The organism is Mycobacterium paraseoulense (assembly GCF_010731655.1).
In the GTDB taxonomy this organism is placed as follows: domain Bacteria; phylum Actinomycetota; class Actinomycetes; order Mycobacteriales; family Mycobacteriaceae; genus Mycobacterium; species Mycobacterium paraseoulense.
Genome location: NZ_AP022619.1, coordinates 2,018,881 through 2,032,187 on the forward strand (window position 1 = coordinate 2,018,881; position 13,307 = coordinate 2,032,187).

Sequence of the window (13,307 nt, forward strand, 5' to 3'; positions counted from 1 at the left end):
TTTCGTCGGGCATGCCCAGGATCGCACCGTTGGTGGCAGTGGCGCGACCAGTGCGCATCCTCTTGCCGAATCCCAAGTCTCCCGAATAACCCGCTTCGTTTCCTCCATCGATGCGCACTTCAGGTTGGCGTGCAGGAACCGTCGTGCCGGTCATCGGATGCCGTCGAAGCAACCGAACTGACTGTCAGATTCATGATTTGTTCGTCGCCTAGACGGTATGGAGGCTGACCTGAGGCCGAAGGCCTCGGGCTGCAATCGGACGTGGGTTGCCGATCGCGGGTGAACACTCGCTTCGGTAGAGCCACAGTTGCAGATCAGGAGGCCTCCGGTGAGTTTCAACGGTACGAGTGTCGGGTTGGATGTGCACGCACTTTCGGTGGTTGCACATGCTGTCGACGAGAAAACGGGTCAAGTCGAGCGGGCACGGTTGTGTCCAGATCACGGCGAGATTCTTGGGTGGCTGCGCCAGTTGCGTGGTCCGGTACGCGTGGCCTATGAAGCCGGCCCCACTGGGTTTGGGTTGGCTCGGGCACTGGCCGAGGCCCAGATCGAATGCACGGTCGCAGCGCCGTCAAAATTGATCCGCCCGTCTGGGGATCGGGTCAAGACCGATGCCCGCGATGCCGCGCATCTGACCCGGTTGCTGCGGCTGGGCGAGGTCAGCGCGGTCACCGTCCCAGAACGGGAGGTCGAAGCTGCCCGCGATCTGGTCCGTGCTCGTGAAGATGCCCGCGCTGATTTGATGCGGGTGCGTCATCGGCTTTCCAAACTGCTGCTGCGCCAGGGCCGGGTCTACTCGGGCGGACATGCCTGGAACGGCGTGCACGAGATTTGGTTGCGGCGGCAATGTTTCGACGACCCGCATACCGCGGCGGCCTTTGATCACCACTTCGATGCCGTTCTGAGCGCGACCGCGGCTCGAGACCGCCTCGACGAGCAGATCCTCGAGGTCGCGGCGTTGCCTCGGTATGCCGACATGGTGAACCGGCTGGGGTGTCTGCGCGGGATCTCGGCGTTAACCGGGCTGGCCTTAGCGGTTGAGATCGGTGACTGGGACCGCTTCACCGGCTCCTCGATCGGCGCCTACGTGGGCTTGGTCCCCAGCGAGTACTCCTCGGGAACCTCACGGGTGCAGGGATCGATCACCAAGGCCGGCAATGCCCACGTACGCAGACTGTTGATCGAGGCGGCCTGGCACCACCGCGCGGCCTACCGCAATCCTGGCCCCACAATGCGGGCCCGTTGGGCCAAGGTCACTCCTGCCCTCAAGGCACGCGGGCATGCCGGCAATCGCCGTCTGCATCAGCAGTGGTGCCGTTTCAACGAGCGCAAGAAGCCCCACGTGGTGGCCAACGTCGCCATCGCGCGTGAGTTAGCCGGCTGGTGCTGGTCGCTAGCGACGTTGGGCTAGAACCTCACCCGATGACTTGATCGGTATCGGCTTGGGTCACGGCGAGGTAAGCGAACCGACCTGCGTTACGGCTATGAGCAACAACGAGACTCAGAAACTCTCGGTGTGACGCCCGCCCCTAGAGAGCAGCCACCGTTCGCGCCGAACCATCGTCTTGCGGTACCCAACCCGCGCATATCAGTCTGACACCACCGTCGTTGACCAACGACCGCCGCAGACGCAGCTGACACCGATCAACGAAAGCCGCCCCGGCGCCAAACCGGGGCGGCTTTCACCTGCCTATTGACAAACCGTGCCTACATATCAGCTGTACTCGGCCATCAGGTTGGTCGCAGTCGGCTGATCGGGGGTCGCCCTTCGAGTGCGCTGTGGCGTCGTCGAGTGTTGTAGAGCTCGAGCCAGGGCGCAAGGGCGCAGGCCCGCTCGGCGTTGGAGCCGAAGACCTGGTGGTAGGCCCACTCGGTTTGCAGGGTGCGGTTGAACCTTTCCACCTTGCCGTGTTGCCATGGGCAGTGTGGCTTGATGAAGTTGTGTGTAGCTCCCAGTTGGGTGATAGCAGTGGCCACCTGGGTCGATCGGCGGTAACTGAAGTGGTTGTCGGTGAGCACTCGCTCGATACGCGAAATACCTTGTGCAGCAAAGTAGTCGGCAGCTCGGGTGAGAAAGCCCGCGCAGGTGGGCCCCTTCTCGTCGGGCAGGATCTCTGAGTACGCCGCCGGCGGCGCGCACATCCAGGCGCGCGCGGGGGTCGGTCGCGTCCACCAGGGCGAAAATGCGCTCCTCCTCGGTGATCACCGCGTCCACGGTGAACATCTCATGGCCCTCACGGTGATGCGCCTGCCGAGGCGCGCTGATGCGCACCCCGACCATGTCGACGATCTGCTCGATCAGCGTGCGCGCATCCCCGGGCGCGTCCACTGGCAGCAGCGCACCCACCCACTCCACCAGGTCCGCGCGCGTGCACGCGGCCTTGTCGATCTCGGCGACCAGGCGCGCCAACCGCGCCCGATCGGTCAACAGCCGCGGGGCCGCGCGCCGCTGGGCGCGCGCCGCCGCATGCGCTGCGCGGTCCAAGTGCAGACCCCGCGCATCAGCGCGCCACTGCGCTTTGAGCTCAGCCCACGACACTGATTCCGGCTTGGCGGACCGCGTCGCTTTCTGCGCGGCCGCCAACTGTTGCGCGCTCGGCGCCCCATCCACCAGCGCCAGGTTGTTGCGCGCCCACTCCCGCAACCGGCTGGAGCGCCGCGACCACGCCCGGATGCTCTCGTGTGGCACCGCGGCGATCTCGGCCATCCCGGTCAACGGGTCCACCGACGCCCACTCCACACCCAACTCGGCGTGCAACTCATGACGCAGCGTCGCCTGATACACGATGCCGGCAGCCTTGGCTTCGTGAAATAGCGACTTGGAATCCAGTGACACCAGCGCGCCGTCGGCGCGGGCCTGGCGGTTGGGCACAATCACGTGCGAGTGCAGATGCGGATCTCCACAGCGCGAGATTTCATGCTGATGGGCGATCGCCACCAAACCGGGCAACCGCTGCAAGTCCTTCCTGGCCGTGCGCGGGTTGTGCACGCGCGTGTATCCGGCATGTTGATGCAGATAAATCATGGCCGCGCTGATCGCACGCGAATGGGCGGCCTGCATCGCTTTTTCGCCGGCGTCGTCGGTCAAGGCGCGAAGCAGCGACACACTCTTGGGCGCGGCAAAGGTCAAATCGAACCCGTGCACACTGCCCTTCGTAAAAGCCCGGCCCGCTTCGCGGTTGGGTGCGATCCCCTCATCCAGCCAGCGCCCCACCACCTCAGGATCGGCGATACCTCCGTCGATTGCACGCCAGTCCAGCCCGACGAGCTCCACGGTGCGGGCGGCGTCCCCGGCGATCAACCAGGTCGGCGCCCGAGTGTCGCCTTCCGAGTAATACTCCCCCAGCCCCCCATTGGCACGCTGGTGATCGACGGTGGCGTGTTCGGCCCGCCGGGCGGTGTCGTTGTAATAGTTGATGCTCCAACGCGATAGCCGCGAGATCGTCAACACTGGCGACCACCTCACAGCCTCCGCGAGCGAAACCAGCTGTAGCGGCTGGGATCTGGGGCTGGGCACCGCGCAGCCCCAGATCAGTATCGCACCCTTGTGCCAATGTGCCAGAGGTATTTGGGGGTGCCATGAATGGAAGTCCTTGTAATGACGTTGATTTGGGATAAGTTGGGAAGAGACTTGGATTCGGGATGGTAATTTTGAGATGTTTCTAGTACGCGTTGGGAAGTGTTGGAGTGCAGAGGTGTTGGGCATGTTGCTACGACGGTGCCCGATTGGGCGCTCCACGCGGCCGTTCGGGTTGGAACAGGTGGAGCAACTGGATAATCCGGTCGGACAACCACTTTGCGTTATCGTGGGCCAGTCAGCCTGGGCGCGCGCCAGCTCGACGTTCGCGACCGGGTGGCCGAAAATTGCGCACAGAGGGGTGTGAATAGCGGCTTACAGTTACGGTATGCCGTTCACCGGTGAGCCGGCGTACAAAGTTCGCGAACCCGCCAACCTCAGCGAGCCACGATGACGAGCTCCACATCCAACGGCCGGGAGATGCTCACGGCCGGCCAAGTTCACGAGTTAACGGGCCTGCGGGTCTGGAGCCTCCACGACCCACCCCCGTCGAGCGGCGCGGTTGGGCGCGAGAAAGAGCAAATCGTTCAGCCAAGGCGTGACTTGGCATGACGGCCGCGCAACGCTCGTCATTACAGGGCGGTAACCCTATGTCCGACCGACTGACATTGCGACAAGCGTCTGAGTACCTCAATATCCCAGTCAACACACTGCGCTGGTATCGAACGTGCGGAAGCGGTCCACTGTCGTATTCCCTTGGCGGCAAGGTGTTCTACGACAGGACCGACCTTGACGCTTGGGTGGCCACCGAGAAGGCGGCGACAGCGAGGGGTGGGTGAGCCTAGTCCGCCATGCGAGCGGCCTGATCCATTGCCTTCGCCAGGTTGTCGAAGTCGTCCGGCAGCATGTGACTGTAAACGTTCATCGTCGTCATCGGTGATCTGTGTCCCAAAAGCTTCTGAACCGTCACCACAGACGCGCCAGCGCTCAATGCCAACGATCCAGCGGTGTGCCGCAGGGTCTTTGGGCTGATGCCGGTTAGGCATGCCTCATCGGCTGCCCGGTCGAAACGCCACCGAAACCAGTCCAGCGGTGTCGGGCCGCCATCGTGATGTGGGAACAGGTACTCGGACGGGTCGCGGTCCCAAGCCATTTTGGTCGCGGTCCAGCGTCCACACCCCGTCAGCGACGTCGGCGACGATCTTCATCGCCGCCCAGCAGCCTTGTCGGTGTAGGCCTGGGCTGCTTGGGCTTTGGCCTCCGCTGAGGCGCGTTCTTCTCGCAGCTGGGCAACCGTGTGCTCGAACCGGCGAGTGCCAGCCGCGCTCAACAGGGTTACACCGTCCTTGAGCAGCGGCCCGAATCCTCCGACCCGGCCTGTGTCCCGCTGCACTACCTGGAATGCCAAGCGGTTAGCTTGAACCGCGACTCCGTTGATGCCCGAGTACGCCGACTGGGAGCGCGCCGGCGCGCCGCCGCGTCATTTCTGGATTGCACCCCCTGGCGGGCCTCGACCAGCTTCTGGCCGGTCAGCACGCGCTGCGTTCTGACCACCATGTGCGCTCCCCATCAGCGCCGACGCGATCGAAGAAGCGATCTCCATTCCCGCAATGCCGAGGAGATCGTCGCTTTCGGGCTGTACGGGGTCGCGCTGTCTCGTGCCTCGGGCCCCCGACCTGATCCGCGGGTACGAAGAGGTAAAGCTGCAAAACCTCCGTCGCTATGCACGCTAGTCCCGCGCGCAATGCCGCCACTGCGAGCACCTGATTGACGGTCACGATCCCGGTACCGCCGATGCCGGCCAGAAATACGTTGTAATCACCTACGATCGGTGGATGTATGGGTTCGGGGACCTCTGGCGGAATCGGTAGCTCCGGAGCCGATTTGACCGTGGTCGACTCAGGGACTTCTACGGTGACAAACGACGGGCAGTTGCCGTCGAGGCACGTGTAGTCGGTGTTGCAGGTTGTCTGGTCGATCCGGGTCTTGCGACCCAGCTCCGTGTCGATCGGTTGTACGGAAAGACAATTGCTCTTTATTCCGCAATCGCCGCAACCTTCGCAAACCGCGTCGTTGATGAGCACACGGGTACGTCTAACCGGCAGCTTGCCGCGCTTGCGCTTGCGTCGCGCCTCGGCCGCGCAATGCTGGTCGTAGATCAGAACGGTGACGCCTTTGATTTCCCGAAGAACACGTTGGGCATCATCGAGGCGGTCGCGATCCCACAGCAGCACGCCTTTGGGCAGCGGGGCGCCTGTGTACTTTTCGGGTTGTTCTGCGCAAACGATGATTTTGGTGACACCTTCGGCGAGGAGTTTGTGGGTGAGCTCGGGAACAGCCAGTCCTGCCTCAACGCTTTGGGCTCCGGTCATCGCAACGACAGAGTTGTAGAGGATCTTGTACGTGATATTGACACCGGCAGCCACACAAGAAGCTGTTGGCGCGCAAGACGGCTCCCAAGGGTGCGGCCATATTCATCGCTGACTGCTTAGCTCGTGACAGTTACTTGCTCACCAATAACAAGGCGCTGGACACGGCCGGTGAGCTGCTCGGCGTGGACAGCGGCCAGGCCGTGGGCAAGCTGGTGGCCGATCTGCCCGCCAACGGCGACGGTCGCGCCCAGGTGATCATGCTGGCCCTGGTGCTGGGCGCGCTGGAATCGCGGACCCCCAAGGACGCCTGGCGCAACAGCGTCAGCGAATGGGGCCACCACATCGGCAGCGGCGAGTACCTGCGCTGGCTAGCGGAAAACGATTATCCACTGGCTCCCGTCGAGGAAATCGTGACCAAGGCCAAGGACGCTGAGCAGGTCTACGAGCAGCATTTGGCCGATGCGGTAAAGGAGTAGCACGACCGATAGGTGGGGTCAGGGCTGCGGTTCTGGCCCCACCTTTCGCGATTGCCCAACCGTTACTGGCCCGTCGCCGTCGTCACGCCTCCGATTCTTCGGCTTGGGGCAAATATGTTGTGCCTCCTGGTCATTCGATTGTGACCGGCCAGACCGCTACCTGCAAGGCGCCGGCCTCCGCGCTGCTGCGGGCCGGTGGGCTCGTGACCTTACCCCCGCACCGCTCGCTGACGCTCACTGGGAAAACTTCACGCCTGGGCCTTGCACTCCGCGGCCCATTGGCCGGTCCACATCGTGCATGCCAAAAGGCAAAAATAATGGCGGCAATGACAGGAAAGAGAGGCTGATGGCTGGCCGGACGCAATTTATTACCCAGGCCCGGTTGCGCATGGTGAATGCGCAGCAAGAGTGAATGTAAGAGCATGACCTTATTGTTCTTCCGCAACGATTACCGCGAGATCGCGTGGGGTGCGAATCACCATGAATCATCGAGTAGTGCCGGCTCACCATTGACCGGCCGCATCGGGGCATCCGCCGCGTCAATAACGCTGGTAGCACGCCGGTGAAGGAGCATGGAGACACCACGAGACAGGGCGGATGGAGACGAGCGAATACCTCTGGGCAATCGCAGCCAAGAACTGTCCAAAATTGTTCGCAATTCCTTTCTTCCGACTATGGCATAAGGCTAATCACCGCAGTAATATTTAATTACCAGACGCAGCAACCACCATTTGCGAAGGAGGCTACTAATGTCCCCGATCACGGTTTATGCAAGGCCGGCCTGCGTGCAGTGCAACGCGACTGTCAAAGCATTCGATAAAGCGGGCATCTCCTACGAGAAAATTGATGTCAACGAGAATCCCGAAGCCCGCGACTATGTGCTCAGTTTGGGCTATCTGGCCCTCCCAGTGGTGTATGTCTCCCCCACAGTGCATTGGGCGGGTTTCCGTCCCGATCGCGTGGCCGACCTCGCCGCCTAAGCCCCAACCCGCGACCCGAAAGACTCACCCCCATGTACACCGACGCCGCGCTCGGGCAAGCAGTCGAAGAGATCGCCGAACTGGACCGAATCGAGCGAATCGGTGAAACCCGAAGCCATCTGCTCGCCCACATCTCCGCCGCCGTCAAAGCCCTGCAAAACGCCACCCACACTCTTGAGCAGTTGCGCAGCAACAGCGTCTACGACGTCGAGTTCGCGGACGGCCGCGACGGACGCGATGTCGCCACCTTCCTCGACGACAGCATCCGCAACACCCGCGCCGCTTATGCCGTGGTGCACACATGACCGGGTCACGACTCTTGAATTGCGCGATTTGACCGGGCACCAAATGGCTCGGATCGGCAGGGGCGGTCACCGGTGTTCCCGGGGGCGGCAACTCCACGTGGGCCTGCTTCCACCCATCGCTGACCGTCGCCCCGTTGAGCACCGCCCGCACCGCGGCAGCGTGTTGGGCCGTGGTCGCTGTCACCGGAGAGCCATCGGGCATCTGTACCACCCGGCTCGGGTCAGCGCCTACGCTGGCCGGCACAGCAGCCGGCGGGGCCGGCTGTGTGCCCGGCTGCGGCTGCGGTTGAGTCGTACCCGCCGGCTGCGTCGGCGCGTTCTTATCGCCGACGCCGTCCTTGCCGGCTGACGCGGCGCTGTTCTTGGCGCCATCGCCATCACCCATGCCGTGCGACCCGTCTTCGAAATCGTCGGACTTGCCGTGGTCGTGGCCGTCGCCGTCTTTAAATCCGTCACCCCCGCCCTGGCCGGCCAAACCACTCGCCAGTGGGCCCAACGCGCCCAGCGCGTCCATCGGCAAGGATCCTGCAGCGCCACCCAGCGCGCCAGGAATCGACCCTAGCCCCGCCATCGCCGGGCCCAACATCGACAGCGGATCGCCCAGGCCCGCCCCGCCAAGCCCGCTCAGCCCGGCCAGCGGATCAGTCAGCCCGCCCGGACCGGCACCTGTGGTGGTTCCCCCCGCCCCGCCGTCACCACCGCCACTGCCGCCGCCATCACCGCTGGTGTCAACACCGCCCCCATCACCACCCGCGGCGATGCCTGCGTTGCCCCGGTCCTTCGAATGGCCTCCGCCGGCGCTGTCGCGGTACTCATCACCGAGCGCGGCAAGCAGCTCAGCCTGCTTCTTACTCTCCACTTTGGAGCTGTCCAGCAGTTGTTGAATTTGGGCGAGCTGACCGTCCAAGAACTGGTTAAACAGCCCCATCGCATGCGGATCATTGGCCATTTGCGGGTCAGACGTCAGCGCGCGGCGCGCCGTCTCGATGCTGCCGATGATCGCGCCGATTTTGGAACGAGTGTCGTCGTTGGCGGCGAAAATTTGTTTGAGCAAGCCGGCCAGCTTGTCATCGGTCTGGGTGAGCGCGCCGCTGGCCTGCTGATAAGTAGTTCCGGCGTGATCGACGCCCCGCTGTAACCCGCTGGGGCCGTTCGGCACCGGCAGAGCCGGCCCCCACGGCGGCGCCCCGGCCGGCGGCGCTGGCAGCACCTGCCGGGGCGGCCCATCAAACTCATCGCCACCCTCACCGTCGTCATCACCGCCGAAGATCCCCGTCAGGTCGTCGAACAGGTCATCCAAGACGTCGAATAAGCCCATGGCGCGCCCGAATCCCCTCTACACGCAGGTCGCTGCGCAAAACGCTACCGCCGCCTGCTGGCGCTATGCGACGGTCGCGCCCAACCGATTTCGACCCATGCTGCTCCTACGAGGTCCTCACCGCCCGCCAGGGACGGGCACACCCAGCACAATCGGCGCCGCGTCGCGGATTTTGCCCACATTGTCGTGGTGCAACTCGATCTCCGGCTGAGCACCAATGGCACGAAGCGACATCGGCGGGCGGCATTCGTACAGATAACACAAAGCGTGCGCGATCTTTGTCGTCGACACGTTCCGGCAATAACCATCCTCGTGCATCTGGGCCGCCGCCGCGCGCCATTTGTCCATCCTGTCCACCGCCAGCTCCAGCGCACGGTCGCACAACTGCGAGGTGGCGTCGGGCGGCGGCGTGGGATTGAACCGCCACAAGATGGCGGCGATATGGGTCGTCGCGAGTAAGGCCCCGGGTGGAACACAGGCAAGCCCCGCCGACCCCCACCTCATCCATAACACCATGTGCCCGGTGGACAGCCACGCATGCAAAGCATTACCGCCAACACTCACCAAAGCCGCGGAGCTAAGGACACCCCACAGGAAAACCCGGTTCCAGAACTGATCCAGATACGGCGCCAGTGACACAATTCCCAGCGTCGCCAGGACGATCGTCCCGTCAATAATCAACGGCCACAGCCACGACGGCCAGCCGGGCCAGGCCGCCATCGCCGCCAACTCACGCAAGGACGTAAACGACAGCACAAAGCTGACCGTGGCGATCCCTATCGTCAACCACCCAGCAGCACGGCGACTTCGGCGAACAAGGTGTAACGTGCGGAGCTCATCGTCGCTCTGGTCTGCTTCCCTCGAAAGCCGCGGCTTCATCGCCGGCCGCCCGCGACGACGCGAGTTGGCCTGCATATGGCCGCTGGGCCCGGCCGCCGGTGGCAGGTCGTCCATCGGCTGAGGCTCGACGCCGGTTTGTGCTGCTACCCCGGCACCGTTTCGACTGGTGTCAAGCGTGGTCACTGCGAGATTTCCTTCGCATAAGACGGACGGGCGGAACGGGCGGTCACCATGGGAGAGGCCAGAAAAGCGGCGTTCACTCTTCCGTTGGGCCTGCAGTGGTTGGGCTTACAGCTGAAACATACAGCCGGCGGCGGCGTTACGCGTCGCTCGGCGGCTGCGGATTGTCAATCCGACGCGCAATACCTTGTGACACCGTGCCGCTCGGCGGGTTCGACCTGGGGCCTCCAATACATCGCCGCAGCTATTCCGTACCGACGCCGACATTCAGGCCGATGGACTGGCAGGCGGCACACACCGACCGACACTCCTGAAGCTGATCCAGCACCATCTTCACCGCGCACTCACCCTGCTCGACCGGGTAATGCTTGGCCATAGTCGCCATCCATCACACAGAAGGAAGCGGCACCAAACCCAGTGCTTCTCTCACCGTCTTCCGACCTTGATCACTCCGGCCATGGCCACGCGACGGTAGAGACGCATCAGTTTGGGGCGCGATCGGCCTCGCGTAGCGGATTTCTCTCAAGGTAACGCTCGACCGGGAATTAGCGGGAACTACTGCTTTGCAGCAACTTTGGTTCGTGCTGCGCACATCGATATGCGTGGCGAAGAACTTTCCGTCGACCGTCGCCTGAGCTCTTGAGCCTTCGTACAGTGGGACAATGAGCAGCTCTAGTAGTAAGCATGACCCAGTTGGCTCGGTCATTCCGACCACGCGCACACCACCGCTGACTGTCAACGACGTCATCGATGCCGTACGACTCAACCGAGCTTCGGAGTCGTCCCCGAAGGCGCGAACTCGAAAACCGTTGCCCGACCAACGCGAGGGAGATCGGCTGCACATCCGACCGCGATCGCGATCGTGTGCTGCTCCACCGAGTCGATCCCGGGTACCGCAACGCACCGCCTCGGGACGAACTCATCATACATGCTGTCGCCCAACACATCTCCCGGAAATCCGAATACTACGGGGTGCTTTTGGCTGCCGCGCCATCAGGCCGCCAACAGATTTCGGCAACCGGACAAGAAGGGCATCAACCATGACAATAGCGATGGACGAGGAGTTAACTGCGGGTGAGGTGTCACGCATGACGGGCATCCCGGTCTCGACGCTGCATGACTGGGCGGCGAAACGAGAGCGAGGAATAGAGTCGCCCGGACCGCATCACTGCAAATTGTCATCCCGGCATCGGCGCTGGATGCGCGCTGATGTGGTGAAATAGCTTGCCGCATCGAGGTTTTAAACGGTGACGGTTCGCAGGCCAGAAGCCAAGTCCGGCACGCGAGGGGGCTTGCACTCAGATGTCCGCGCGGCGTTGGATCGAGGGGGATACAACCGGCCGTCACGCAACCGGTTGTTCAAGGTCAGCATGGCCGTGAAGCGATGTCTCCGGCGGGAACTGGCAAGATGGGGCGCCAGCCCCCAACCCGACGAGATGCGGAGAAAATTGTGCACAGGGGGCTGTGGATGGCTGCTTGGAATAGGAATAGGGCCCTCGACGGAGGACCGGACAAGTTGCTTGGCCCGCCTACCTTAGTGAGCAACGATGACGCATAACGGTTTTAACGGCCGCGAGATGCTGACGGCTGACCAAGTTCACGACTTAACGGGCGTGCCCGTCTCGACCCCCCACGACCCACCTCTGTCGAGCGACGCGGTCCGGCGGGAGGAAGAGCAATTTGATGAGCCAAGGCGTGACTTGGCATGACGGCCGCGCAACGTTCGTCATTACAGGGTGGTAGCCCTATGTCCGACCGACTCACATTGCGACAAGCGTCTGAATACCTCAATATCCCGATCAACACGCTCCGGTGGTATCGCACTTGCGGAACCGGTCCACGGTCGTATTCCCTTGGCGGCAAGGTGTTCTACGACAGGGCCGACCTTAACGCTTGGGTGGCCACCGAGAAGGCCGCGACAGCGAGGGGTGGGTGAAGCTAGTCCGCCACGCGAGCGGCCTGATTCATCGCCTTCGCCAGGTTGTCGAAGTCATCCGGGAGCATGTGGCTGTAGACGTTCATCGTCGTCATCGGTGACCTGTGTCCCAACAGCTTCTGTACCGTTACCACAGATGCGCCAGCCCCCAATGCCAAGGATCCGGCGGTGTGCCGCAGCGTTTTTGGGCTGATGCCCGTCAGGCACACTTGGTCGGCGGCCTTGTCGAAACGCCACCGAAACCAATCCAGCGGTATCGGCCCGCCATCGTGGTGAGGGAATAGGTACTCACACGGGTCGCGGTCGGCGATAACCTCGGCCAATACGTCAGCCAAGAACTCGGTCAGGATGGGCACGATGCGGTCCTGGTGCGTCTTGGTGTCGTCTTCCACGTGCCCGTCACCCGTGACATAGGTGACCGATCGAGACACCCGGATGCGGCGCCGCGTCAGGTCCACATCCCCCACCCGGGTGGCGGCCAGTTCCCCGTAGCGCATGCCGCCGTAGGCCAAGACATACACCATCGCGCGGATCTCGGCGCGGGCCTCGGCGAGCCGGCGTACTTGGTCGTGGCTCAGCGCCACATCCTCGCGTGAGGCCTTGCGGGGTTGCTCCACACCCTCGGCGGGGTTGACGCCGATGTAGTGCTTACGCACGGCATAGGTGAGCACCTGATCCACCACCTGGAACGATTGAATAACTCGCGCAGCCGAAAGGCCTCCGTGCGTGTCGTCCTCGGTGCTCTTAGCAGGACGCTGACGGGCGGCAGGATCGGTAGCCAGCCACCACACCCAAGCCTGGATCGCGTCGTGATCGATGTCCTTGAGCTTGATCTGACCCCATTTCGGCAACACCACGACGTCCAGCAACCGCCGATAACCCACCAGCGTCTTGGGCTTCAACCGGTTGAGCGCCGACCGATTCTGTGCCTTGACCGTGAACCATTCTTCGGCCACCACGCTAAAGCTGACCGACGCCCGCTTCGGGTCGGCGTACGTGCCGGTGGTGAGCGCCGTCGTCACGGTGCCGATGTGGTTCTGTGCCTCGGCCTTGCGGTCGAATGCCTTGCTCCGCTCATTTCCGCCGTGGTCGACCCACCGGGCCATCCACCGCTTGCCCTGGCCGTGCCGCGCGGTGGTGACCTGTGTGCCAGCTGTCCCGTGCTTGGAGTTCATACACCAGCTGCCTGGGCTGGGGTCGTCGGCGGGATACGGCACGCGCTCACCGCGCCGTGGCGGACGGTGCCAGCGATCTTCTATGCCTGCGCGCGCGCTACGCCTCACCAGGCCAACGATACCGTCCTGCGGACTGTGTGCGGACTGGACAAATTCAGCAAACTATAACGATTGACTAGATATACCATCTGAGCTGGGATTTATGTGT

General features: G+C 63.2%; 10 protein-coding genes and 4 pseudogenes. 6 read left to right on the top strand and 8 right to left on the bottom strand.

Annotated features, from left to right (window positions below):
- Positions 1-328: 328 nt before the first annotated feature.
- Complete coding sequence (locus G6N51_RS09320) at positions 329-1,411, top strand: IS110 family RNA-guided transposase (RefSeq protein WP_167528577.1); 1,083 nt, start codon at positions 329-331, stop codon at positions 1,409-1,411.
- A gap of 320 nt (positions 1,412-1,731) precedes the next feature.
- Here the strand turns inward: G6N51_RS09320 and G6N51_RS09325 are convergent.
- Both G6N51_RS09325 and mobF read right to left on the bottom strand, forming a co-directional pair.
- Positions 1,732-2,124, bottom strand: a pseudogene (locus G6N51_RS09325) (integrase core domain-containing protein); the annotation flags it as partial.
- A 4-nt stretch (positions 2,125-2,128) separates the two neighbouring features.
- Positions 2,129-3,451: pseudogene (gene mobF, locus G6N51_RS09330) on the bottom strand (MobF family relaxase); the annotation flags it as partial.
- Positions 3,452-4,167: 716 nt separating this feature from the next.
- Between mobF and G6N51_RS29630 the strand changes: the two are divergent.
- Positions 4,168-4,356, top strand: coding sequence for a helix-turn-helix domain-containing protein (locus G6N51_RS29630; protein ID WP_142275163.1), 189 nt, complete (start codon positions 4,168-4,170; stop codon positions 4,354-4,356).
- A gap of 2 nt (positions 4,357-4,358) precedes the next feature.
- On the opposite strand, the gene G6N51_RS09340 is transcribed toward G6N51_RS29630, so the two are convergent.
- Both G6N51_RS09340 and G6N51_RS09345 read right to left on the bottom strand, forming a co-directional pair.
- Positions 4,359-4,670, bottom strand: a complete 312-nt coding sequence (locus G6N51_RS09340; RefSeq protein ID WP_083174121.1) for a tyrosine-type recombinase/integrase — start codon at positions 4,668-4,670, stop codon at positions 4,359-4,361.
- A 580-nt stretch (positions 4,671-5,250) separates the two neighbouring features.
- Positions 5,251-5,949, bottom strand: a pseudogene (locus tag G6N51_RS09345) (indolepyruvate ferredoxin oxidoreductase family protein); the annotation flags it as partial.
- Between the two features lie 5 nt (positions 5,950-5,954).
- Between G6N51_RS09345 and G6N51_RS09350 the strand changes: the two are divergent.
- The 3 genes from G6N51_RS09350 (at position 5,955) to G6N51_RS29165 (ending at position 7,650) form a co-directional block, all read left to right on the top strand.
- A complete protein-coding gene (locus tag G6N51_RS09350) occupies positions 5,955-6,365 on the top strand; it encodes a hypothetical protein (RefSeq protein ID WP_174814306.1) in 411 nt (136 codons plus the stop codon).
- A 749-nt stretch (positions 6,366-7,114) separates the two neighbouring features.
- The gene (nrdH, locus tag G6N51_RS09355; RefSeq protein ID WP_083174120.1) at positions 7,115-7,345 is read left to right on the top strand and encodes a glutaredoxin-like protein NrdH; all 231 of its coding nucleotides are present in this window, start codon (positions 7,115-7,117) and stop codon (positions 7,343-7,345) included.
- A gap of 32 nt (positions 7,346-7,377) precedes the next feature.
- Entirely contained in the window at positions 7,378-7,650 is a 273-nt protein-coding gene (locus tag G6N51_RS29165) for a hypothetical protein (RefSeq protein ID WP_083174119.1), read from the top strand.
- An 862-nt stretch (positions 7,651-8,512) separates the two neighbouring features.
- On the opposite strand, the pseudogene G6N51_RS29635 reads toward G6N51_RS29165, so the two are convergent.
- From G6N51_RS29635 to G6N51_RS29435, 3 genes and pseudogenes are all read right to left on the bottom strand, one after another.
- A pseudogene (locus G6N51_RS29635) lies at positions 8,513-8,968 on the bottom strand (hypothetical protein); the annotation flags it as partial.
- Between the two features lie 117 nt (positions 8,969-9,085).
- Positions 9,086-9,991, bottom strand: a complete 906-nt coding sequence (locus G6N51_RS09365) for a DUF2637 domain-containing protein (protein WP_142275200.1) — start codon at positions 9,989-9,991, stop codon at positions 9,086-9,088.
- A 241-nt stretch (positions 9,992-10,232) separates the two neighbouring features.
- Complete coding sequence (locus G6N51_RS29435; protein WP_264053946.1) at positions 10,233-10,364, bottom strand: hypothetical protein; 132 nt, start codon at positions 10,362-10,364, stop codon at positions 10,233-10,235.
- Between the two features lie 1,371 nt (positions 10,365-11,735).
- On the opposite strand from G6N51_RS29435, the gene G6N51_RS29640 reads away from it, so the two are divergent.
- Positions 11,736-11,924: a helix-turn-helix domain-containing protein gene (locus G6N51_RS29640; RefSeq protein WP_083175041.1), complete on the top strand. Its 189-nt coding sequence runs from the start codon at positions 11,736-11,738 to the stop codon at positions 11,922-11,924.
- A 2-nt stretch (positions 11,925-11,926) separates the two neighbouring features.
- Here the strand turns inward: G6N51_RS29640 and G6N51_RS09375 are convergent, their stop codons facing one another.
- Complete coding sequence (locus tag G6N51_RS09375) at positions 11,927-13,099, bottom strand: tyrosine-type recombinase/integrase (RefSeq protein WP_232078303.1); 1,173 nt, start codon at positions 13,097-13,099, stop codon at positions 11,927-11,929.
- Positions 13,100-13,307 lie beyond the last annotated feature (208 nt).